The following is a 21,403-nucleotide window of genomic DNA, read 5'->3' on the forward strand; positions in this document are numbered from 1 at the left end:
AGGCTCGCATAAGCGATGGACTTGTGTGAGATGGTGCGCCCGGAGCGATTCGAACGCCCGACCCTCTGGTTCGTAGCCAGATACTCTATCCAACTGAGCTACGGGCGCACATAAACTTCACAACTGATACCACTATTATTTACTGCTACTACTTTACTGCTACTACAAACACCACTGGTGTAGTGGCGTCCCCACGGGGATTCGAACCCCGGTTATCGCCGTGAAAGGGCGGTGTCCTAGGCCTCTAGACGATGGGGACGTCTAAACATTTATGCGGCTGCTCAAGAGTTACTGCATTCCTGAGCAGCCGCATCTGTTTGGTGGAGCTAAGCGGGATCGAACCGCTGACCTCTTGCATGCCATGCAAGCGCTCTCCCAGCTGAGCTATAGCCCCGAAAGAGATGCGCATTGTAGGTGACGATATGCTGCTTGTAAACCCCCAATGCGCATTTTCTTAAAAATTTATTACCAGAGAGTCCACCACGAACCCGTCTTCCAGTAGCTATCCTGCAATACGACGGTGTTGGGGTAGTTCTGCAGCAGCACACGCTTGGCGTCGTCACGCAGTTCTGTCAAACCCAGCTTGTCATAGGAACGCACCATGATGCCCAGCGCAGGCTCTACCATCTTGGTATTGCCAAAGTTTTCCACCAGACCCTTGCCGCGATTGGCGGCCGCCAGATAAGCGCCACGACGGTAGTAATACTTGGCCACGAATAACTCATGGTTTGCCAGCGCACCCACCAGATATGCCATGCGGCTACGGGCATCTTCGGCATATTTGCTGTCCGGATAACGATCGACCAGTTCCTTGAACGAATCGAACGATTCACGTGCGGCTTTCGGATCACGCTCGGACATATCCTGCTTGGCCAGCGCCGACAGGAAACCTTGCGTCTCGTTGAAGTTAACGAGCCCCTTCAGATACAGCGCATAGTCCATACTGGGGTGAGCCGGATACTGCTTCATGAAGCGATCCAGCGAAGCCAGTGCGGGTTGGGCATCCTGGTTCTTGTACTGGTTGTATGCCATTTCCAGCAAGGCTTGCTGGGCGAAGCGTCCATATGGATAGCGGGCTTCCAGCGCCTCGAACAACTTAGTGGAGCGATCCCAGTTATGGCTTGTTTGCTCGTTCTTGCCCTCGTTGTAGATCTTCTCTGCAGACCAGCCTTTAGTCTCGTCTTGCTCGTCTGCTGTGGATGCACAACCGGCCAGCAACAAAGCAGCCACTGCGAATGCGGCGATTCGCGGTAAAATCTTGTTCATGATGAATCCCGAATTAGAACCCGACGATTATAGCGATTTCGCGCAGCCGCGTATCCTGGCCGTACCTCAGGACTATGCAGGTTCCCGACTGGATGCCGCGCTGGCGCAATTGTTACCTGATTATTCACGCAACCGGCTGGCCGGCTGGGTGAAGGATGGCCTTGTCACCGTTGACGGTCAGCCTGCCACACCCAAGACCAAACTATGGGGCGGCGAGACGCTGTCTGTTGATATCCAGCCCGATCCCGAAGAAGTCGCCTTCCAGCCGGAAAACATCGAACTGGACGTCATTTATGAAGACGACGCCATCCTTGTGATCGATAAACCGGCCGGGCTGGTCGTCCATCCCGGCAGCGGTAATTGGTCCGGCACCTTGCTCAACGGGTTGCTGCACCACTACCCAGAACTCAAAACCGTACCCAGAGCCGGCATCGTACACCGTCTGGACAAGGACACCAGTGGTCTGATGGTGGTGGCACGCACACTGGCGGCGCAAAACCACCTGGTCAAACAATTGCAGGCCCATACCGTCAAGCGCCATTATCTGGCGATAGCCCAGGGGCTGGTCAAGCGTGACGGTACGGTTGATGCGCCCATTGGCCGTCATCCCAAAGAGCGCACACGCATGGCAGTGGTGGGCACGGGCAAGCATGCCGTCACCCATTATCGCGTACTGGAGAAGTTCGACGGATTTACGCTGATTGAGTGCCGCCTTGAAACTGGCCGCACTCACCAGATTCGCGTACACATGTCACATCTGGGACATCCGCTGGCTGCAGACCCGGTCTATAGTGGCCGTGCCAAGCGACTGGAGCCCGAGATCATGCTGGCGCTTGAGGACTTCAGCCGCCAGGCGCTCCATGCACGCAAGCTCTCTTTGACACACCCGGCTACGGGCAAGGTGATGAGTTGGCGCTCGCCGATCCCGGTTGATTTTGAATCGCTACTCAACGTCATGCGCGCTCAGGCAGGTCTGGACGAGACCTGGGATGAAGAGGAAGACTGGGGCGACGAGGATGACGATCACGATATGGAAGTCATCTATGTCAGAGACTAACGTCGCGCCGTATTTCCTGATGCCTGACTGGCCGGCACCGGCCAATGTCATGGCGTTGATGACCACGCGCCATGGTGGCGTGAGCAGTGCCCCCTGGGATGGTTTCAACCTGGGTACACATGTCGGCGATGACCCGTTGGACGTCGCAGAAAACCGCGCGATCCTGCGCCAGCATCTACCCGCTGAACCCAAGTGGCTCAACCAGGTTCACGGTACAGTGGTCGCAACTGTTGGCGACTGCGATGCAGACGCCAGCATTAGCACTGCGCCTGATGATGTCTGCGTCATCATGACTGCTGACTGCCTGCCTGTGCTGTTTTGTGATCGCGCGGGGACCGTTGTTGCTGCGGCACATGCCGGCTGGCGCGGACTGTGCCAGGGCGTGCTCGAGGCCACACTGGAAAGCATGCAACGCCCGGCGGAAGACATCATGGCCTGGTTGGGCCCTGCCATTGGCCCTGATCAGTTCGAAGTCGGTTCAGAAGTGCGCGATGCGTTCATGGCACACGACCCGCAAGCCGCCAGCGCCTTTAAACCCGGCGCCGACGAAGGCAAGTGGCTGGCCGATATCTATGCCCTGGCCGGTCAGCGGCTTGCCGCAGCGGGAATCGGCAGCATCCATGGCGGCGGCTTGTGCACTGTGAGCGATCGCCGCAACTTCTTTTCTTATCGGCGCGACAAACAGACCGGCCGCATGGCGGCACTGATCTGGTTGACATCCTGACCCCCTTCCCCGGAACAAAGCGAATTTTCATGTCTGGCACTACCACCGAAATTCAGCCCTGCCCGCGCTGTGGCGCTCATGCCGAAATCCGCAAAGCGGGTGCAAACCGTGTCTGGCTGGAATGCAGCAAATATGGGCGCAATGGCAATTGCAGCATGATCAGTACACCGCAACCCAATCGCAAAGAAGCGATTGCGGCCTGGAACAAGCTCAAATAATTGCCCTTCCCTGCTCAAGACTGGGCTGCGCCCAAAACGCGGCCCACTCTGAACATCAATACGACCATACCCCACCCGATCACCGCATTTTGATGCCCTGACTAAAGTGTGGTGTCTTCAAAGCAACAGGCCGCCAGCCGCCGTCGCCAGATGCGGGCCTGCCTGGGTTCGTCCTCCATCCATTGGCCGGAAAGCCCCGGATTTCATCTGGCCCCCGTGGTGCGGGATACGCCAACCCCGGGCTGACCGGTATCGGAGCGTTGCCAGGCAGGAATTACCAGGAACAAGCGTTGGGATTATCGTCTGCCTGCCTTTACAATCTGCCGCAATCACAACCATTTTCCAGCCCCGTGACTTCACTACCTGCTTCTTTTCTCCGCCTGGCTATCGCCAGCATGCTTGCCATTCTCCTGGCCGCGTGTAGCAGCACACCTGACGAACCTGTCGGCAGCGGTTATTACCGCGTGCAAAAAGGTGACACGCTCTACCGGATTGCCGTCAATAACGGCCAGAGCGTGAACAACCTGGCGCGCTGGAACAACCTTAAAGACACCACTGCGATTGAGGTCGGACAGGTTTTGCGCGTGAAGCCACCCGGCAGCAACCCGGCAGCCAGCAGCAAACCAGCCCCCTCCAGACCCGTGGCAACCCCAACCCCTGCACCCGCTGCGGCCCCCAAAATTGCCCTGATCTGGCCTGCCAAAGGGCCAGAACTGAAAACCGCCGCCACCCGCAATAACGGGATCGATATTGGCGGCGATAAAGGCACAACCATCGTCGCCGCTGCCGCCGGCAAAGTGGTGTATGCCGGTGAAGGGATTCGTGGTTACGGCAAGTTGCTGGTGATCAAGCACAATCAGGACTATCTGACTGCCTATGCACACAATGACAATCTGCTGGTCGGTGAAGGTGACCAGGTGAGTCAAGGCCAGAAGATCGCCACCATGGGCGATAGCGGCGCAGACCGCGTCATGCTGCATTTTGAGTTGCGCTACAAGGGTAAAGCGGTCGACCCGACCGACTTCCTGCCCTAAGTGGGGACAACAAAAAAGGGCGGATTCTTCCGCCCTTTTTTATCGCTGCAAATGCGCCATAACCATCAAGATCAATGGCCACCGTCCATGATGAACTTGATCAGAAAAAGCACAGCTACAACCAGTACGGGCAACCGGATCTCACGCCAGCGGCCGGTGCCTGCTTTCATCACGCAATACGCAATAAAGCCACCGGCAATACCTTCTGTGATCGAGAAACAAAACGGCATCATCACTGCGGTGATGAAAGCGGGCACGCTCTCGGTCATATCGTCCCAGTTGATGCGCTTGAGTTCAGCCGTCATCAAGACGCCCACAAAAATCAACGCACCAGCGGCAGCGTAGGCCGGCACCATCGCGGCCAGGGGCGAGAAGAAGATCGCCAGCAAGAACAATACGCCCACGGCCACGGCGGTCAGCCCTGTGCGGCCACCGACGGACACGCCAGCCGAGCTTTCAATGTAGGTCGAGATCGCCGACGTACCCATAAACGCGCCAAGTACAGAAGCCGTGCTATCTACCAGCAAGGCTTGCTTCATCCGTGGGAAACGACCACGTTCATCCGCAAGACCAGCTTTACCCGCCACACCAATCAAGGTGCCGGAAGAATCAAACAAACTGACCAGCATGAACGAGAAAATCACCGCGCCCATGCCCAGGCTGAATGAGTCCTTGATTGCGAGTTGGCCAAACACGTCACCAATGGCCGGGGGCAGCGAGGCCACGCCGTGGAACTTCACGTCACCAAACAGAAGACCCAGTGTGGTAGTGACCAGGATGGAAATCAGCACCGAAGCGTGAATACCGCGTGCAGCCAGAATGGCGATGATGAAAAACCCCAGGGTACCCAGCACACACGGCAGCGAAGTCAGATTACCCACCGTGACCATGGTTGCCGGGCTGGCAACCACGATGCCTGCATTATGAAGACCCATCAGCGCAATCATCAGGCCAATACCGGCGCCAATCCCCGCGCGCAGCGCAAACGGAATGTTGGCGATCAGCCAGTAACGCACACGCAAAATGGTCAGCAGAAAGAACCCGACCGCCCCCCAGAAAATAGCGCCCATACCCACTTGCCAGGACAGATGCTGACCACCAACCACCACAAAGGCAAAAAACGCGTTCAGGCCCATGGCGGGCGCCAGCGCAATGGGCAGGTTAGCCACGAGCCCCATGCCGATGCTACCAATAGCGGCGATCAGGCAGGTCACCACGAACACGGCCTGGGTATCCATGCCGGCGGCAGACAAAATCTGCGGATTCACGAAAATGATATACACCATCGTCAGAAAGGTAGTGGCACCGGCGATGAGTTCGGTGCGCACATCCGTGCCGTGTTCGCGCAGTTTGAATACACGTTCGAACAAGCCGCCGGACGCGGCGGAGTTGGTTTGCTGCATGAGGTGTTCCGGTTTCGTTTCTGTTTTTAAAAGGCGTGCGCAATATACGCGGGCGTTCACCTGGCGTGGCCGTTTTCGTACCAATGTCAGGACAAATGGTTGCCCTCACTGGCGCCCAGGCCGTGTTCAACGGCATACACTGCGGCCTGCACCCGACTGGAAAGCCCAAGTTTCTTGAGGATGTTCTGCACATGAATCTTGACCGTGCTTTCAGCCAGATCCAGCCGGCGCGCAATGACTTTGTTGGCCTCGCCCAATGCCAGATAGCCCAGTATTTCCCGCTCACGTGGCGTGAGTTTGTCTTCTTCACGCGGCACCGGTGGTGTAGTGCTGGCCACGCGAAACTGCTGTACCAGCTTGGCCGTCATCGGCTCTGCCACCACGGCCTCACCAGCGCAGGCACGGTGGATTGCGTTGACGAGATAATCAGCATCAATATTCTTGAGCAAATAACCCCGTGCACCAGCCCTCAAGGCGGTAGCGAGGTCATCAGCATCTTCGGAGACCGTCAGCATCAAGACCGCCAGCGTGGGCGCATCTTGCAGCATCAGGCTTAACGCTTCGACGCCAGACAACCCTGGCATGTTGAGGTCCAGCAGCACGACATCCGGCTTGAGTGCATGTGCCAGTTTGACGGCTTCGGCACCATCCGCGGCCTCGCCCACCACTTCAAAATCAGGCTGACGGCCCAGCAGCAAACGGATGCCGCTGCGAAACAGCGTGTGATCGTCAACCAGCAATACGCGAACTGGCTCAGACATTGGCGCCCTCTCCCTGGGTTACTACGGCGCGCTGCATGGTCAGCACCACGCTCACACCTTTATCGTTAATGAGATCCAGCTGCGCGCCCAGGCGCTCGGCCCGCTCACGCATGATATTCAAGCCCACGTGGCGCTCGGCACGACGCGCCATTTCCACCTCGTCAAAACCACGCCCGTTGTCGCGGATCATCAACTCCAGCGGGGTGTCGTTGTGTAGCGTGACCTCGACCAGCGTCGCCTGCGAATGCTTGCGCACGTTAGAAAGCGCCTCTTGCAGGATAAACAACAGTTGCAATTGTTGATCTGCCAATAGGGGTCGGCCCTGGCCTGTCAGTTTGAGCGAGGTAGCAATACCGGTCTGTTTGCGGAATTTATCAATCACCGTCTGCATGGAACCCGGTAGATCCCCTTCCTGCAAACGGGTCCTGAAATTCAGCAGCAACTCGCGCACGTCTTCATAGCTTTCCGTCACCCCGGCCCGCAACAGGGGGACGATCTCTTGCGCCTCACTGGTGGCATTACGCTTGAGCGAGTCATCCAGCATTTGCACTTGCAAGTTCAAAAAGCTCAGGCCCTGAGCAATGCTGTCATGCAAACCTTGCGCCATCAGGTTGCGCTCTTCCGACACGGCCAGCTCTTTGTCTCGCGCAGCCAGACGCAGATTATCCAGCGCAATGCCCAGATGTTGCCCCAGGGTGGTCAGCAATTGGGTTTCTCGCTCCGACACCACGCGTTTGTCGGCGAAGTGCAATGTAATCACGCCAAGATGATTGTCCCCTGCGCTGATCGGGAAGGCGCTGACTTGCTGGAAACCGGCTTCGGCACAGATGGATGAGGCCTGCCCCGGGTGCGGGAGCATCTGCACGATCACCACTTCGCCCTTACGCGCTGGCGCGCAATGACAGCCTTCATGTCGCCGGCAGATTTCTGCTTCTTGCAGTGATTCTGGCAGACCAACACTCGTCATCAACCAGGCCGACTGCTTCAGCGGGTCAATCACGCGCACGCTACCGGCATCGGCGCCAAACCAGGCAAGCAATCGCTCAAGCACGCCCTGACACAGGTTTTGCGATGTCTGAGGGCGATTCACGAATGCCACGACGTCATATAGCAGCGAGAGCTCGCCGTTTTGAGCGTTCAATTCCGCAGTTTTTTCTTCCACGCGCAGCGCCAGCGACCCATAAGCTTCTTCTAGCCGATCCGCCATGCGGTTAAAGCTATGCTGAACCTCGCCAAACTCATCGCGCGACTCTACGGGCAAACGCACAGTGAAATCTTTTTCGGTCATGCGCGAGATGCCACCGCGCAGCCGTTCCAGTGGCCGGAATATCAGCAGGAACATCAGATAGATCTGCCCAAATGCACCCGCCACCGCCATGGCAACGAGGAACATCTGGGAAGACCGCAACCATAAGGTACGGCGGGTATTGAGTTGCTCAATGGATAGCACCAGATCATTGATACGATCGACAAACTGGTCAGCATCTGTGCGGAAAGCCTGCCAGTCTTGCAGCGGCTGGCCCGCCTCCACAGGCAAGAACCAATGGCGACTCAAGCGCGCATAGTCTTGTTCAATTTCAGCAAAGCGCTGACGTACCGCAGGGGTATCGGGCAGGTACAGCGGACGGCCGGGATCGCCTTTGCGCAAAAGTTCAAGGGTCTGGCGGAAGTCTGAATCTTCTGCCCGCAATCGGGTATTGAGCTGCGGGTCACGCGTACTGGCGTAGTGCTCCAGCGTCAGGGCCATGCGGTAGGTGCGCATGCGCAGACTACCCGCGGCGTTAATGGCAGCACCGCTTCCTTCCAGTTGCCAGGACAGGTACAGCGTGATGCCAATCGCCAGCAGGCCGACCGCCAGCGTGGCCAGCAGCAGCGCCAGCACCCGCATCGATAACTGGCGGTTCAATGGCAAGCGCAAGGCGCCTGATGCAAGGACTGGTTTCGTGTCCGGCACGGTTGCTCTCACTGTGCGTACCGGCCTTGCCGGTGTTATCCGATATCCTGGGCCGATTGCAGAATAAAGTCGGCAATGGCGTCCAGGTCGTCCAGCCCGAAGCGGGCCAGATCATGAGACTGGGGGGCGGCGTCATCACTCACGAACGCAATGATGGCTGGGTCATCCAGAAAACGTGGCGGCTTGCCATTCGCACTACGCCAGACTTCCAGCTTGGGAAATGGATGCTGCCGAAAGCCTTCGATCAACGTCAGATCAGCCGGAGCCAGCCGGCTCAGTTGCGCATGGATGTCTGGTTCTGGCGCATCTCGCAGTTCATGGAAGATCGCGTAACGATAAGGCGACACCACCATAACCTCTGCCGCACCAGCAGCACGAAAGCGCGCACTGTCTTTGTCGGGCGGTTCCAGCATGATGTCATGGTGAGAGTGCTTGATGGCGTTAATGCTGACGCCACGGGCAGTGAATATGCCAATCAGTTTTTCGAGCAAGGTTGTCTTGCCGCTGCCAGAACTACCGACAAGACCAAAAACGCGTCGGGTCATCAACCACCCGTTTGGGACATGAAGCGGACAATCTTGCCCGGCTGCTCACGGAACTCGTGGCGTTCCGGTTTTAACTCAATGGCTTCGCGGATGGCGGCTTCCAGTTCTGCGTCAGACGCGCCGTCACGCAATAGCGGGCGGAATTCAAAGCGTTCTTCCTGCCCCAGACACATATACAAAGTGCCATCCACCGCCAACCGCACACGGTTACAGGTTGCACAGAAATGCTGCGAGATCGGCGTGATAAAGCCAATCCGGCCGGCACCATCGGGTGTTGCCCAGTACCTCGCCGGGCCGCCGCCCAACTCGCGGACTTCCGGCACCAGACCAAAGCGCGTGACCAGGCGTTCACGCACGGGGCCAAGATCAAGATATTGCGCGTTGCGGCCTGTCTGCCCCATGGGCATGGTTTCAATCAGACGCAGAATGAAGCCTTGCTCCATGGCGAACTCGGCCATGCGCTCGATCTCGTGATCGTTCACGCCCTTCATGGCCACCATATTGAGCTTGATTGGCGAAAACCCTTCAGCCCGGGCAACTTGAATCCCCTGCATCACCGCTTCGAACGTATCGCGACCAGTGATATGCGCGTTACAGGCGCCATCCAGGGTATCAAGACTGATGTTGAGGCGATCAACGCCCGCCTCGCGCAAGGCTTTGGCATGCCGCGCCAATTGCGTGGCATTGGTCGAGAGCGACAAATCAAACAAGCCCGGTAGTGCTTTGAGGCGTGCCGCCAGATCAGGCAGGTTCCGCCGCAACAAGGGCTCGCCGCCGGTTAGCCGTACGCGGCCCACACCAAGACGTGCAAAGGCACCCATCAGGCGCTCGATCTCGGTAAAGGTCAGCCAGTGCTCCGGCTCTTCAAAACCCTGAAAGCCCTTGGGCATGCAATAGGAACAACGCAAATCGCAGCGATCCGTGACCGAGAGCCGCACGTAGTCCACCGTCCGGCCAAAGCGGTCGGTCAGGATTGGTGTACTGGTTTCGGTCTGGCGCAATGGCGCGTTCATGAAGTCCCCTGCTCGTAAGCATCCATTTTATGACTATTAGATACAGATTGATATGCCGGGTGCCTGGTCTGGTCATGCGCACATCATCCAGGCCCCGGTTATCCGGCCCTGTTTAGCCCCGTGGCCGCACCACCTGCCAGGCCCGGGTCACATAGGCCGCAGCGCCAAAACCGCTCCAGACATGCACCAGACGCGTGAACGGGAAGATCACAAACAGCGTCATGCCCATGAACATATGCAGCTTGAAAATCAGCGGAGCCGCTGCAATCAGGTCAGCCGCACCCCCACGAAAGGTCAGGATACGCTGCGCCCATTCCATGAACAGCGTCATCATGTGGCCGTCCAGATGGTCTTTGGATACCACAATCGTCGACAGCCCCAGCAGCAGCGTCACCAGAATCCATCCCAGGGTCAGTTTGTCGCGCCAGTTGGTCAGGGCTTTCAGCCGTTCATCACTAAAGCGGCGATGCAACAGCACCAGTAACCCCACCAACGCCATGCTGCCGAACACGCCACCAGCCACCATGGCGATCAACTGCTTCACGCTGTGCGGCACGCCCAGGGCGTCCCAGATCCAGATTGGCGTGAGCAAACCGCCCAGGTGCCCCAGGAATACCATCAGGATGCCGATGTGAAACAGATAAGAACCCAGCCTTAACTGACCACGACGGATCAGTTGAGTCGATTCGCTACGCCAACTGTATTGCTCGCGCTCAAACCGCACCAGGCTGCCAAACAGAAACACCGTGAGCCCGATGTAGGGGTAAACGCCAAAGAAAAACTGATTCATATTGCTGCCCTCCCCTTATGCGGCTGATCGCGCCTGCTGGCGCGGGTAAAACTCGATACGCTGCGTGGCGCCCGGCTTGAGTAGCGGCTCAATGCCATCTGCACCGGGGCCAAACATTTCCATGGCTTCATCCATATCCTGTACTGGCGGTTGCACCAGTGGCAGCGGCGCTACCGTAGCCAGACTTACCAGCGTGTTGAACACGCAGGCATAGGGCGAGCTTTTTTCGGCCAGCCGCTCACCAATGACGGCGATGACATGGATCGCTTCATTCAGAAAAGAAAGCGCCACATCCTGGTCAACGCCGCCCATGAACTCCAGCAAAAGCGGCAGGAAATCCGGCAGCTCGCTGGCCTCTACCTGAAAACCGTGCTGCTTGTAGGCATCCATCAAATCCACCATGGCCGGACCACGGTCGCGGCTTTCGCCGTGGATATGTTCGAACAGGTGCAAAGAGAACTTGCGGCCCCGGTCAAAGGTATCGACATAGATTTCCTGCGCGGCAATCAGCGAATGCGCGCGCAAGTGAGCAAACAGCGGTGCCAGTTTGACGCGCACACCGTCTGGTGCGAGTGCCAGCAGCCCATCAAGCTCTGGCACTGCATCCAGCAGGTCTTGCTCCGGATACTGCAGCAGCGCCGACATCACCTGAAAATGCACGGTTTGCGGAATGCGCATGTTCATGACTGCACCTCCGATTTGTTTTTGCGGGACTTGGGCATATCCACAAAGATGGTGCTGCCCTGCTTGCGCTGACCGAAGAGACCCTCGGTGGAGACGCCACCCGAGCAGCCATTGCCAAAGGTGAAACCACAGGCGGCTTTATCGTTGAAACTGTCTTCCACTTGTTCTTTATGACTGGAAGGGATGACAAAGCGATCTTCGTAATTGGCAATCGCCATTACTTTGTACATGTCATCGACCTGCGCCTGAGTCAGCCCAACCTGCTTGAGCACCTCCAGGTTTTCAAGCTGATGGACTGACTTGTCCCGCATATAGGCGCGCATGGCCAGCATGCGTTCCAGAGCATCCAGCACCGGCTTTTCATCGCCAGCGGTCAACAGGTTAGCCAGGTACTTGAGCGGAATACGCAGTTCGCTCACATCTGGCAGGATGCCGTTCTTGCCCAGGAGACCCGACTCTGCGGCGGACTGGATCGGTGAGAGTGGCGGCACGTACCAGACCATCGGCAAGGTGCGATATTCCGGGTGCAACGGGAAGGCAATCTTCCATTCCATCGCCATCTTGTAGACCGGCGATTTGACGGCGGCATCCAGCCACGATTGCGGAATACCCTGTTTGAGCGCTTCGGCCTGGACTTCAGCCGAATGCGGGTCAAGGAACACCTTGAGCTGCGCGGCGTACAGGTCTTGTTCGTTCTCGACCGATGCTGCGTTTTCGATCTGGTCAGCGTCGTACAGCATCACGCCCAGATAGCGGATACGGCCTACGCAAGACTCGGAGCACACGGTCGGCTGACCGCCTTCAATGCGCGGGAAGCAGAAGGTGCACTTCTCTGCCTTGCCAGACTGCCAGTTGTAGTAAATCTTCTTGTACGGGCAGCCGGAAACACACATGCGCCAGCCACGACATTTGTCCTGATCAACCAGCACAATGCCGTCATCCTCACGCTTGTAGACCGAACCGGACGGGCAGGATGCCACACAGGCCGGGTTCAGGCAGTGCTCGCACAGGCGCGGCAAATACATCATGAAAGTGTTCTCGAACGTGCTGTACATCTCCTTCTGCACGTTCTCAAACAGCATGTCTTTGCTGCGCTGGGCAAACTCGCCCCCCAGATCGTCTTCCCAGTTCGGGCCCCAATGGATTTTCTCCATCTTCTTGCCGGTGATCACCGAGATCGGCCGGGCTGTGGGTGGGGTCTGCGATTCTTTGGCGTTTTGCAGATGCTCGTAGTCGTAGGTAAACGGCTCGTAGTAGTCGTCAATTTCCGGCAGATTGGGGTTGGCAAACATCTGCGCCAGAATGCGCAGCTTGCCGCCCTGCCGTGGTTCGATCTTGCCGCTGGGCAAACGCTTCCAGCCACCGTTCCATTTCTTCTGGTTTTCCCATTCCTTGGGGTAACCAATACCGGGTTTGGTCTCGACATTGTTGAACCAGGCGTATTCCACGCCATCACGGCTGGTCCAGACGTTTTTACAGGTCACGGAACAGGTATGGCAGCCAATGCACTTGTCCAGGTTCAGCACCATGGCGACTTGGGCGCGGATTTTCATTTGGTTTCTCCCTTCTCACCCTTCAGTTCACCTTCCAGCCAGTCGACCTTCTTCATCTTGCGCAGGATGACAAATTCGTCGCGGTTGGCCCCCACAGTGCCGTAGTAGTTAAAACCGTAGGCTTGCTGGGCATAGCCACCGATCATGTGCGTAGGCTTGGTCACGGTGCGGGTCACACTGTTGTGAATGCCGCCGCGCTTGCCACTGGTTTCGGCACCTGGCACGTTCACGATCTTTTCCTGGGCGTGGTACATCAATGTCATGCCGTCGGGCACGCGCTGGCTGACCACCGCACGCGCAGTCAGCGTGCCGTTGCTGTTGAAGACTTCAATCCAGTCGTTGTCGACAATGCCGGCGTTTTTCGCATCTGCTTCGGAAATCCACACGTGCGGGCCGCCACGACTGAGCGTCAACATGCGCAGGTTGTCGGAGTAAGTGGAGTGGATGCCCCACTTCTGGTGCGGTGTGATGAAGTTGAGCACGATCTCTTTCTCGCCATTGGGCGACTTGCCCAGCATCGGCGCGACGGCTTTCAGATCGACAGGCGGCTTGTACACGCAGAAGCCTTCACCAAAATCCAGCATCCAGCGGTGATCCTGATAGAACTGCTGGCGGCCAGTCAGCGTGCGCCATGGGATCAGCTCATGCACGTTGGTGTAGCCGGCGTTGTAGCTGACTTCTTCGCTCTCGATACCAGACCAGGTGGGCGAACTGATGATCTTGCGCGGTTGGGCCTGGACATCACGGAAGCGGATTTTTTCATGCTCGCGCCCGGCAGCCAGGTGCGTGTGATCTCGCCCGGTGACTTCAGAGAGCGCCTGCCAGGATTTCACTGCCACATGGCCGTTGGTTTCCGGTGCCAGGGTCAGGATCATCTCGGCCGCATCGATGGCGGTTTCCAGCTTGGGCTGACCATTTGCGGCAATGCCGTTCAGCGCAGCCAGTTCGTCAATCTCGTGACCGGTTTTCCAGAAAATCCCCTTGCCGCCGTTGTTCACGTTTTTCAGCAACGGGCCGATGGTGGTGAACTTCTCGTAAATCCGGTTGTAATCCCGCTCCACCACCGTCATGTTCGGCGCGGTCTTGCCCGGGATCAGGTCGCACTCGCCGCGCTTCCAGTCTTTGGGCGCAAACGGCTGGCCCAGCTCGGCCGGGCTGTCGTGCATCAGCGGGGTCAGCACCAGGTCTTTTTGCACGCCCAGATACGGGCCGGCGATCTCGTTGAACTTCTTCGCGATGGCTTTGTAGATTTCCCAATCGGTTTTCGATTGCCACAGCGGTTGCACGGCTTCACTCAATGGATGAATGAACGGGTGCATGTCAGACGTGTTCAGATCGTCTTTTTCATACCAGGTGGCGGTTGGCAACACGATGTCGCCGTAAAGACAGGTGGTGGACATACGGAAGTCCAGCACGGTCAGCAGGTCCAGCTTGCCTTCAGCGGCCGGGCGCACCTTCACCTCAGACGGTTTGATGCCGGTCGTTTCGTCATCAAACACCGCGTTCTGGGTGCCCAACAAATACTTGAGGAAGTACTCGTGACCTTTGCCGGATGAACCCAGCAAGTTGGAACGCCACACAAACAGATTGCGCGGGAAGTTCTTGGGATTGTCCGGGTCTTCGCAGCTCATGTTGAGCGTGCCGGACTTCAACCCGTCAACCGCAAACTGCACCGGATCAACACCAGCTGCGTTGGCCTGGCGGGTGATTTCCAGCGGATTGGTTTCCAGTTGCGGGGCCGAGGGCAACCAGCCCATGCGCTCGGCTTTGGCGTTGAAGTCGATCAGCGCCATGCCTTCGTACTGGTTGGTGTTGGCCTTGGGGCCGAGGATTTCGTTTACACCCAGTTTTTCGTGGCGCCATTGACTGGTGTGGGCGTAGAAGAAGCTGGTGCCGTTCATCTGGCGTACCGGGCGATTCCAGTCCAGACCAAACGCCAGCGGGGTCCAGCCTGGTTGCGGACGCAGTTTTTCCTGGCCCACATAGTGCGCCCAACCGCCACCGCTTTGGCCGACACAGCCACACATCATCAGCAAGTTGATGATGCCGCGGTAGGTCATGTCGTTGTTGAACCAGTGGTTCAGCGCCGCGCCGACCACCACCATGCTCTTGCCGTGGGTGTCGTGGGCGTTTTGGCCAAACTCGCGGCCAACGGTGATGACATCAGCAGCCTTCACGCCGGTATGGCGCTCTTGCCATTTCGGCGTGTAGGCGATGTCGTCATCGTAAGAGGTAGCGACATTCGCGCCGCCATGGCCGTTATCGACGCCGTAGTTGGCCAGCATCAGGTCATACACAGTGGCGACGAGTGCGGTAGTGCCGTCTTTCAGCGTGACACGGCGGGCCGGTACGTTGCGGAACAAGAGGTCGTCTTTGTCACCGCCGAAGTAATCAAAGCCGACACTGACAATCTCATCCGAGCGGTCTTTCAGACTCAAGAGCGGATCAATCTGGCGACCATCAGCCAGGTTTTTCAGCTCCAGGTTCCACTTGCCTTTCTTCGCGCCTTCTTCATGCCAGCGCGAGCCGATGGTCCCGTTGGGGACGGCCAGCGCGCCGGTGGTTTCATCGATCAACACCGTTTTCCAGTCCGGGTTTTTCTCTTCACCCAGAGCACCTGGCAGCATGGAAGCACGCAAGAAGTAATCCGGCACCAGACCTTCGCCCTGCTCACGCAGCGTCACCAGCATGGGGAAATCGGTGTACTGCTTGCCGTAATCACGGAAGTAGTCAGATTTGCCGTTCTTGTGGAATTCATTGAGCACCACGTGGCCCATCGCCAGTGCCAGCGCGGCATCGGTCCCTTGTTTGGGGGCCAGCCAGATGTCGCCGAACTTGGCCATTTCGCCAAAGTCGCTAGAGACCGCCACCGTCTTGGTACCTTTGTAGCGGACCTCTGTATAAAAGTGGGCGTCTGGCGTGCGGGTCATGGGGATGTTGGAACCCCAGACCATCAGGTACGTCGAGTTATACCAATCGGCCGATTCCGGCACGTCGGTCTGCTCGCCCCATACTTGCGGGCTGGCCGGTGGCAAGTCGCAGTACCAGTCATAAAAGCTCAGTGGCACGCCACCAATCAGCCCCAGGTAACGTGCGCCGGCGGCATAACTGACCATGCTCATGGCCGGGATCGGGCTGAAACCGATCACGCGATCCGGGCCGTATTCCTTGATGGTGTAGGCGTTGGCGGCAGCAATCAGTTCGGTGACTTCGTCCCAGTTGCTGCGCACAAAACCACCCTGTCCGCGCACCTGTTTGTAACTGTCGGATTTGGCTTTGTCAGAGACGATGGAATGCCAGGCCTCGATTGGCGCCAGCGTTTTGCGGGCTTCACGCCACAGTAGCGCCAGGCGCCCGCGCAGCATGGGGTATTTCACGCGCTGGGCAGAATACACATACCAGGAATAAGACGCCCCACGCGGACAGCCACGCGGTTCGTGGTTGGGCAGATCAGGTCGGGTGCGCGGGTAGTCGGTTTGCTGCAGCTCCCAGGTAATCAGACCATTTTTGACAAACACCCGCCAGGAACAGGAACCGGTGCAGTTCACACCATGGGTAGAACGCACAATCTTGTCGTGTGTCCAGCGGTTGCGATAACCGTCTTCCCATTTGCGGTCTTCGTTCACCACGGCACCATGCCCGTTGGCAAAGGTGTCGCGGGTGCGGGAGAAAAACTTCAATCGGTCTATCAGGTGACTCATGCGGACCCCGTTCTCGTCATGGTTGCGGGCGCGGCAAACGGATCGCGCCAATTGCAACCAATGCTAGGCTTTGGGGTGTTTTGCCGATATTCGTCAGTAGTGGGGTTAATGACGGCAAGAAGAGCTAATGCGTCTAGTTCTTTTGGCTAGTTGGCAGAAAGCGCGGACACGGCACCACGCAAGGTGCTGACAGCAGGTTTCATGCAAACCGGCTATGGTTCAGAGCACGCAGCCACGAGGCTGCTCACCTTCCTCACGGGCTCGTTCATGACCCTGCTCACGCGTCACTGGCGTTTGTGCACGTTGCTGCTGTTGTTTGTCCTGAGTGGCTGCGCCACCCGCGCACCGCTTGCAGACTTTGAACGCCCGGCCAGCCACGCGCTGGCGGCCGATACCGGCGGCCCACTGGGCCAGAGCGTCAACGCCGCGAGCGTCACTCACGCCGATCAGTCCGGTTTTTATCTACTGGTACATGGCCAGGAGGCGTTCGAGGCACGTCTGGCATTGATCCAGCAAGCACGTACCTCGCTGGATCTGCAGTACTACACGGCATTGCAAGACCATACCGGCACGGTGCTCCTTCGCGCCCTGACGGCCGCTGCCCGCCGCGGTGTACGCGTACGTTTGCTGCTGGATGACCTCAACCTGGGCAATCCGGATGGCATGCTCGCCATCATGGCGGTGCAACCCAATTTTGAAGTGCGCGTATTCAACCCGCTCACCACCGGCGGGCGGTCCATGTTTGCCCGCGCCGGTGCGCTGTTTGCAGATTACGATCATCTGGAGCGGCGTATGCACAACAAATCCCTGATTGCCGATGGCGTACTGGCGATTGTGGGTGGGCGCAACCTGGCCGATCAGTATTTTGATGCGCGGCCCGACATGAATTTCCGTGACCTGGATGTGCTGGCCGCTGGCCAACTGCCTGGCAAACTGGAAACCAGCTTTGACCACTACTGGAACAGCAAGGAAAGCTACCCGTTGCAGGCGCTGGAATCACGTCCGCCAACGCCGCAAGCCATCGCCAGCTGGCAAGCAGGCACCAGCGCCCCACCGCCGCCAGAAGACAATAAAGAACCGGCGCCAATGCGGATCCCGGATGCCGCCAGCGCCGATGACTTGCTGGCCAAAGCCACCCACAGCCTGGTCTGGGCCCAATCCTGGCTGGCTGCAGATAACCCTGACAAAGTGGAGGCCGACACCGCCAGTGCCCCTGCTGACAGCAAACCAGGCAAGGGTTTGTTCCTCGCCGCGCAACGTGCGCAGCACGAGTTCATCATCATGTCGGCGTATTTCGTGCCCAGAGACGGGGGCACGCAGTTTCTGGGGCAGATGGAACAACGCGGGGTCGCCGTGAAAGTGCTGACCAATTCGCTGGCCTCGACTGACGTCGCCGCAGTGCATTCAGCCTGGCGCAAATACCGCAAGGCACTGATTGCCAGCGGCGTAGAAGTCCACGAATTCCGGCCCGTCGCCGGGGTGCACGGTGCAGCGCTGTCCACCGGTTCTTCCCGCGCCAGTTTGCACACCAAGGCGTATGTGGTGGATCGCCAGATTCTCATGATCGGCTCGTTCAACCTGGACCCGCGCTCGGTCAATCTCAACACCGAACAGGCCGTACTGATCAAGAGCCCGGAACTGGCCGGGCAAGTGGCCCATCTGTACGACGCCGCAGCCACACCCAAATATAGCTACAAGCTGGAACTGGCCCCGCCGCGGCGCCCGGACGATACCCCGCAAAGCCGACAGCTACGCTGGATCGGACAAGAGGACGGCAAGGATGAAACCTGGACCAGCGAGCCGGATGCCGGCATGTGGCGGCGCATGCTCAGTGGCGTGGTCGGGCTGTTTCCGGCTGATGACGAACTATGAGGCCGCAGCGTGCGTATCAAGTGGCTTTTGCTGTCGGCGATACTCGTTGCGTTTCATGGTTATGTATTCGTCCGCTTCCATTTCATGCAACTGCCGCGGGTAGCGCTCTGTGGCGGTAAACCAGTTGCGCATGCGCCCTTCTGGCTGCGGCGCTGACAACCAGGATTCAATCGCAAAGTAATAACGGATGGTGTTGCGCTCGACCAGCCCGCGGATGCCGCCAACAGGCACGCCATCGACCGTGGTAAAACCGACCTTGTCGCTACCCAGCGTATTCAGATACGTCTGCAGCGCCAGCTTGGCCGTCAGCCCATAGCCATAGGCATAAGACAAGTGCACAAAGGTGTGGCCTGCATCCAGCGGCGCAGATTCGAGATTAATGCGATAGTCATGCGTACCCAGCGGCCCGTTGGCCGCCACAAGAGAGACATGCGAATACCCGTCGTCTCCTGCCAGCGTATGCCAGGCGAAATCCAGTTCATGCGCATCTGACAGCGGTTGATCAAACTTGCGGCCGATAAAAACGACCAGTTGATCCGCTTTGGTGCCCTGGTGGCAGTATTTGATATTCAAATGCAGGATCAGAATGTCACACCAGTTACCCGGATCGCTCACCCCCGCTTTGAATTCGGAGAACGGGTGGTCGACCACAGCGTAGATCTCGCCCTTGAGTTCTTTGTCAGTCTGGGTAGAGGCCAGTACCAGTGGTTGACCAAACTGATTGTGTTCCAGTTGCGATGTCAGGCTTTGGTAATGCCCCAACAGCGCTTCAGCGGGTGTCTGCGCCGCGGCTACAGCGGCCAGCAACAGCAAGATCGCCAGCAACCAGGCCTTGCTGGCACGTTGATAATGCTTGCGCATTTTGACCCCTCCTTTTCTGCAACCATCTGCAGGCCTTTGAATCTACGCCATTTTGTGTGATTTGATCATGCCATGACAGATCACAAGGCAGAATACGGCCTACCCCAAATGACCGTCGGCGTTTGTCCGACAAGCAAATGAGAATGGCCTTGGCATTGCTGCCACGCCTGATGCGGTTAAATGGCATCGCCTGAGCCGGTTTCGGGGATGACGTGAAGACACCCCGACTGGCCATTCAAACTGCAAGGGAGAACACCATGACGACGCTGGCCGATCTGACCAATACGGACTTCGAAATCTTGCGCGAGGCCGCTGCCGGCAAATCCATCAATCTGGATTTCCAGCAGGTGCGCAACTTGCTGGATGTGGAACCACCACTGATCGAGGCCAAGCCGATTTACGGCTTCCAGATCACCAAAGCTGGCGAGGAAGTGGCGCTACAGCATCAGTAATGCCTGTCCTGGACAACAAAAAAGCGCCCTTTCGGCGCTTTTTTGTTGTCCGGCAGAGCCAGAGATCAGCACGGCATGGCAGCAGACTTGCGGGCATAGCGCCACAGCGTCAGCAACAAACAACTGACATAGAACACCAACAGCACATACAGGGCCGTTTCTGCCGCACCCGTGGTTTTCATGGAGAACCCGAACAGCTGCGGAATCAGGAAGCCACCGTATGCACCAATTGCACTGATAAACCCGCCAGCCGCGGCAGATTCACGCGTGCCATTGTGTTCAGCCTGGGCGACAGGCAGACCTTTTTGCTTTGCTTCGCGCTGCGCAGTGGTCAGGAAAATCGTCGGGATCATGCGGTAGGTCGAACCGTTACCGATGCCGGCCAGCACAAACAGGAACTGGAAGGAGATAAAGAAACCCCAGAAGTTGCCACCCTGGCCTTGTGTCGGCAGGAAAGACAACACGGCGATCACCGCCACGATCATGCCGGCGAAGATACCGGCGGTCACGCGTGCACCACCAATCTTGTCGGACACCCAGCCGCCCATGGGACGCACCAGTGCACCAATCAATGGGCCAATAAACACGAAGCTCGTCACATCAATGCTCGGGAACTGGGTCTTGGCCAGCAGTGCAAAGCCGGAAGAGAAACCAATAAAGCTACCGAAGGTACCCAGGTACAGCCAGCACATCAGCCAGTTATCTGTACGACGAAAAATCACGGCCTGCTCCGAGAACGAAGCCTTGGCGCTAGAGAGGTCGTTCATGCCGAACCAGGCGGCAACGCTGGAAGCAATAATGAACGGCACCCAGATAAACGCGGCATTTTGCAGCCACAACTGATGCTCGATGCCATCCTTGGTATAGGTCTGCGCATCGCCACCAAACGCGGCAAACATGCCACCCGTGATCACCAGTGGCATTACGAATTGCGCCACCGACACGCCCAGATTGCCCAGCCCGGCATTCATCCCGTTGGCGTAGCCTTTTTGGCTCTTGGGGAAGAAGTACGCAATATTGGCCATGGAACTGGCGAAGTTACCGCTACCCAGCCCGGTGAGCAGCGCAATGACGAGCATCACCGAAAACGGCGTGGTCGGGTCTTGCACTGCCATGCCCAGCCAGATCGCCGGGATCAGCAAAGACGCCGTTGAGATGGTCGTCCACTTGCGACCGCCCAGGATTGACGGCATGAAACTGTAGAAAATGCGTAGCGTGGCGCCGGACAACATGGGCAGCGCAGTCAGCAAGAACAGCTGATCTTTGGTGTACTGAAAGCCAATTAGCGGCATTTTCAGCACCACGATGCTCCACATGATGGAGACCGAGAATGCAAGCAGCAGACAGGGGATGGAAATCCACAAATTGCGCTTGGCAATCTGTTCGCCCGATTGTTGCCAGAAAGCCTGATTTTCAGGCTCCCAGCGGGATATGACAGCAGACGTTGACATGATGACTGGCCCGTGACGATGGAATATTGGATAGACACCGCCAAGGGTACGACTCGCAAGCCTG

The 21,403-nt window shown here is 57.8% G+C and carries 19 protein-coding genes and 3 tRNA genes; 7 read left to right on the plus strand and 15 right to left on the minus strand.

Features of this window, described 5'->3' with window-relative positions; translation table 11 throughout:
- Positions 1–31 precede the first annotated feature (31 nt).
- The 4 genes from IEX44_RS05135 to IEX44_RS05150 all read right to left on the minus strand — a co-directional run bounded on the left by IEX44_RS05135 (position 32) and on the right by IEX44_RS05150 (position 1,266).
- Positions 32–108 (minus strand) — tRNA-Arg (locus tag IEX44_RS05135).
- Positions 109–183: 75 nt separating this feature from the next.
- Positions 184–259 (minus strand) — tRNA-Glu (locus IEX44_RS05140).
- 59 nt (positions 260–318) lie between these two features.
- A tRNA-Ala gene (locus IEX44_RS05145) sits at positions 319–394 on the minus strand.
- 71 nt (positions 395–465) lie between these two features.
- Positions 466–1,266 (minus strand): outer membrane protein assembly factor BamD, encoded by an 801-nt coding sequence (locus IEX44_RS05150; protein WP_188689758.1) that lies wholly within the window; start codon positions 1,264–1,266, stop codon positions 466–468.
- Between IEX44_RS05150 and rluD the strand changes: the two genes are divergently transcribed.
- From rluD to IEX44_RS05170, 5 genes are all read left to right on the plus strand, one after another.
- Positions 1,265–2,323, plus strand: a complete 1,059-nt coding sequence (rluD, locus tag IEX44_RS05155; protein WP_188689761.1) for a 23S rRNA pseudouridine(1911/1915/1917) synthase RluD — start codon at positions 1,265–1,267, stop codon at positions 2,321–2,323. The two genes, IEX44_RS05150 and rluD, sit on opposite strands and share 2 nt — an antisense overlap.
- Positions 2,310–3,047: a peptidoglycan editing factor PgeF gene (pgeF, locus tag IEX44_RS05160; protein WP_188689764.1), complete on the plus strand. Its 738-nt coding sequence runs from the start codon at positions 2,310–2,312 to the stop codon at positions 3,045–3,047. The genes rluD and pgeF overlap by 14 nt, the downstream gene beginning before the upstream one ends.
- A 29-nt stretch (positions 3,048–3,076) precedes the next feature.
- Positions 3,077–3,265: a Lar family restriction alleviation protein gene (locus tag IEX44_RS05165; protein ID WP_188689766.1), complete on the plus strand. Its 189-nt coding sequence runs from the start codon at positions 3,077–3,079 to the stop codon at positions 3,263–3,265.
- 111 nt (positions 3,266–3,376) lie between these two features.
- The gene (locus tag IEX44_RS21160; RefSeq protein ID WP_268238864.1) at positions 3,377–3,511 is read left to right on the plus strand and encodes a hypothetical protein; all 135 of its coding nucleotides are present in this window, start codon (positions 3,377–3,379) and stop codon (positions 3,509–3,511) included.
- 149 nt (positions 3,512–3,660) lie between these two features.
- Positions 3,661–4,299: a peptidoglycan DD-metalloendopeptidase family protein gene (locus tag IEX44_RS05170; protein WP_188689769.1), complete on the plus strand. Its 639-nt coding sequence runs from the start codon at positions 3,661–3,663 to the stop codon at positions 4,297–4,299.
- A 71-nt stretch (positions 4,300–4,370) separates the two neighbouring features.
- Here the strand turns inward: IEX44_RS05170 and IEX44_RS05175 are convergent, their stop codons facing one another.
- The 9 genes from IEX44_RS05175 to IEX44_RS05215 all read right to left on the minus strand — a co-directional run bounded on the left by IEX44_RS05175 (position 4,371) and on the right by IEX44_RS05215 (position 16,703).
- The gene (locus tag IEX44_RS05175; RefSeq protein WP_188689771.1) at positions 4,371–5,702 is read right to left on the minus strand and encodes an NCS2 family permease; all 1,332 of its coding nucleotides are present in this window, start codon (positions 5,700–5,702) and stop codon (positions 4,371–4,373) included.
- Positions 5,703–5,788: 86 nt separating this feature from the next.
- Positions 5,789–6,463, minus strand: a complete 675-nt coding sequence (locus IEX44_RS05180; protein ID WP_188689774.1) for a response regulator — start codon at positions 6,461–6,463, stop codon at positions 5,789–5,791.
- A complete protein-coding gene (locus IEX44_RS05185) occupies positions 6,456–8,417 on the minus strand; it encodes a type IV pili methyl-accepting chemotaxis transducer N-terminal domain-containing protein (RefSeq protein ID WP_229678762.1) in 1,962 nt (653 codons plus the stop codon). Before IEX44_RS05185 ends, IEX44_RS05180 begins: the two co-directional genes overlap by 8 nt.
- Before the next feature lie 35 nt (positions 8,418–8,452).
- Positions 8,453–8,962, minus strand: coding sequence for a molybdopterin-guanine dinucleotide biosynthesis protein B (gene mobB, locus IEX44_RS05190; protein ID WP_188689779.1), 510 nt, complete (start codon positions 8,960–8,962; stop codon positions 8,453–8,455).
- A complete protein-coding gene (moaA, locus tag IEX44_RS05195) occupies positions 8,962–9,936 on the minus strand; it encodes a GTP 3',8-cyclase MoaA (protein WP_229678793.1) in 975 nt (324 codons plus the stop codon). The genes mobB and moaA overlap by 1 nt, the downstream gene beginning before the upstream one ends.
- A 151-nt stretch (positions 9,937–10,087) precedes the next feature.
- The gene (gene narI / locus IEX44_RS05200) at positions 10,088–10,765 is read right to left on the minus strand and encodes a respiratory nitrate reductase subunit gamma (RefSeq protein WP_188689785.1); all 678 of its coding nucleotides are present in this window, start codon (positions 10,763–10,765) and stop codon (positions 10,088–10,090) included.
- Positions 10,766–10,780: 15 nt separating this feature from the next.
- On the minus strand, positions 10,781–11,449 hold the full coding sequence (gene narJ, locus IEX44_RS05205; protein WP_229678763.1) for a nitrate reductase molybdenum cofactor assembly chaperone: 669 nt from the start codon (positions 11,447–11,449) through the stop codon (positions 10,781–10,783).
- Positions 11,446–13,002 (minus strand): nitrate reductase subunit beta, encoded by a 1,557-nt coding sequence (narH, locus tag IEX44_RS05210; protein WP_188689788.1) that lies wholly within the window; start codon positions 13,000–13,002, stop codon positions 11,446–11,448. Before narH ends, narJ begins: the two co-directional genes overlap by 4 nt.
- Complete coding sequence (locus IEX44_RS05215) at positions 12,999–16,703, minus strand: nitrate reductase subunit alpha (RefSeq protein ID WP_188689790.1); 3,705 nt, start codon at positions 16,701–16,703, stop codon at positions 12,999–13,001. Before IEX44_RS05215 ends, narH begins: the two co-directional genes overlap by 4 nt.
- A 201-nt stretch (positions 16,704–16,904) precedes the next feature.
- Here IEX44_RS05215 and IEX44_RS05220 point away from each other — a divergent pair, with 201 nt between their 5' ends.
- Positions 16,905–18,575, plus strand: coding sequence for a phospholipase D family protein (locus tag IEX44_RS05220; protein WP_188689795.1), 1,671 nt, complete (start codon positions 16,905–16,907; stop codon positions 18,573–18,575).
- Here the strand turns inward: IEX44_RS05220 and IEX44_RS05225 are convergent.
- The gene (locus IEX44_RS05225; protein WP_188689798.1) at positions 18,570–19,436 is read right to left on the minus strand and encodes a hypothetical protein; all 867 of its coding nucleotides are present in this window, start codon (positions 19,434–19,436) and stop codon (positions 18,570–18,572) included. The genes IEX44_RS05220 and IEX44_RS05225 overlap by 6 nt on opposite strands.
- Before the next feature lie 257 nt (positions 19,437–19,693).
- On the opposite strand from IEX44_RS05225, the gene IEX44_RS05230 reads away from it, so the two are divergent.
- The gene (locus IEX44_RS05230; RefSeq protein WP_188689801.1) at positions 19,694–19,888 is read left to right on the plus strand and encodes a hypothetical protein; all 195 of its coding nucleotides are present in this window, start codon (positions 19,694–19,696) and stop codon (positions 19,886–19,888) included.
- A 65-nt stretch (positions 19,889–19,953) separates the two neighbouring features.
- On the opposite strand, the gene IEX44_RS05235 is transcribed toward IEX44_RS05230, so the two are convergent.
- Positions 19,954–21,339: a NarK family nitrate/nitrite MFS transporter gene (locus IEX44_RS05235; protein WP_188689803.1), complete on the minus strand. Its 1,386-nt coding sequence runs from the start codon at positions 21,337–21,339 to the stop codon at positions 19,954–19,956.
- Positions 21,340–21,403: the final 64 nt, after the last annotated feature.

The sequence above is a fragment of the Silvimonas amylolytica genome (assembly GCF_014645555.1).
In the GTDB taxonomy this organism is placed as follows: domain Bacteria; phylum Pseudomonadota; class Gammaproteobacteria; order Burkholderiales; family Chitinibacteraceae; genus Silvimonas; species Silvimonas amylolytica.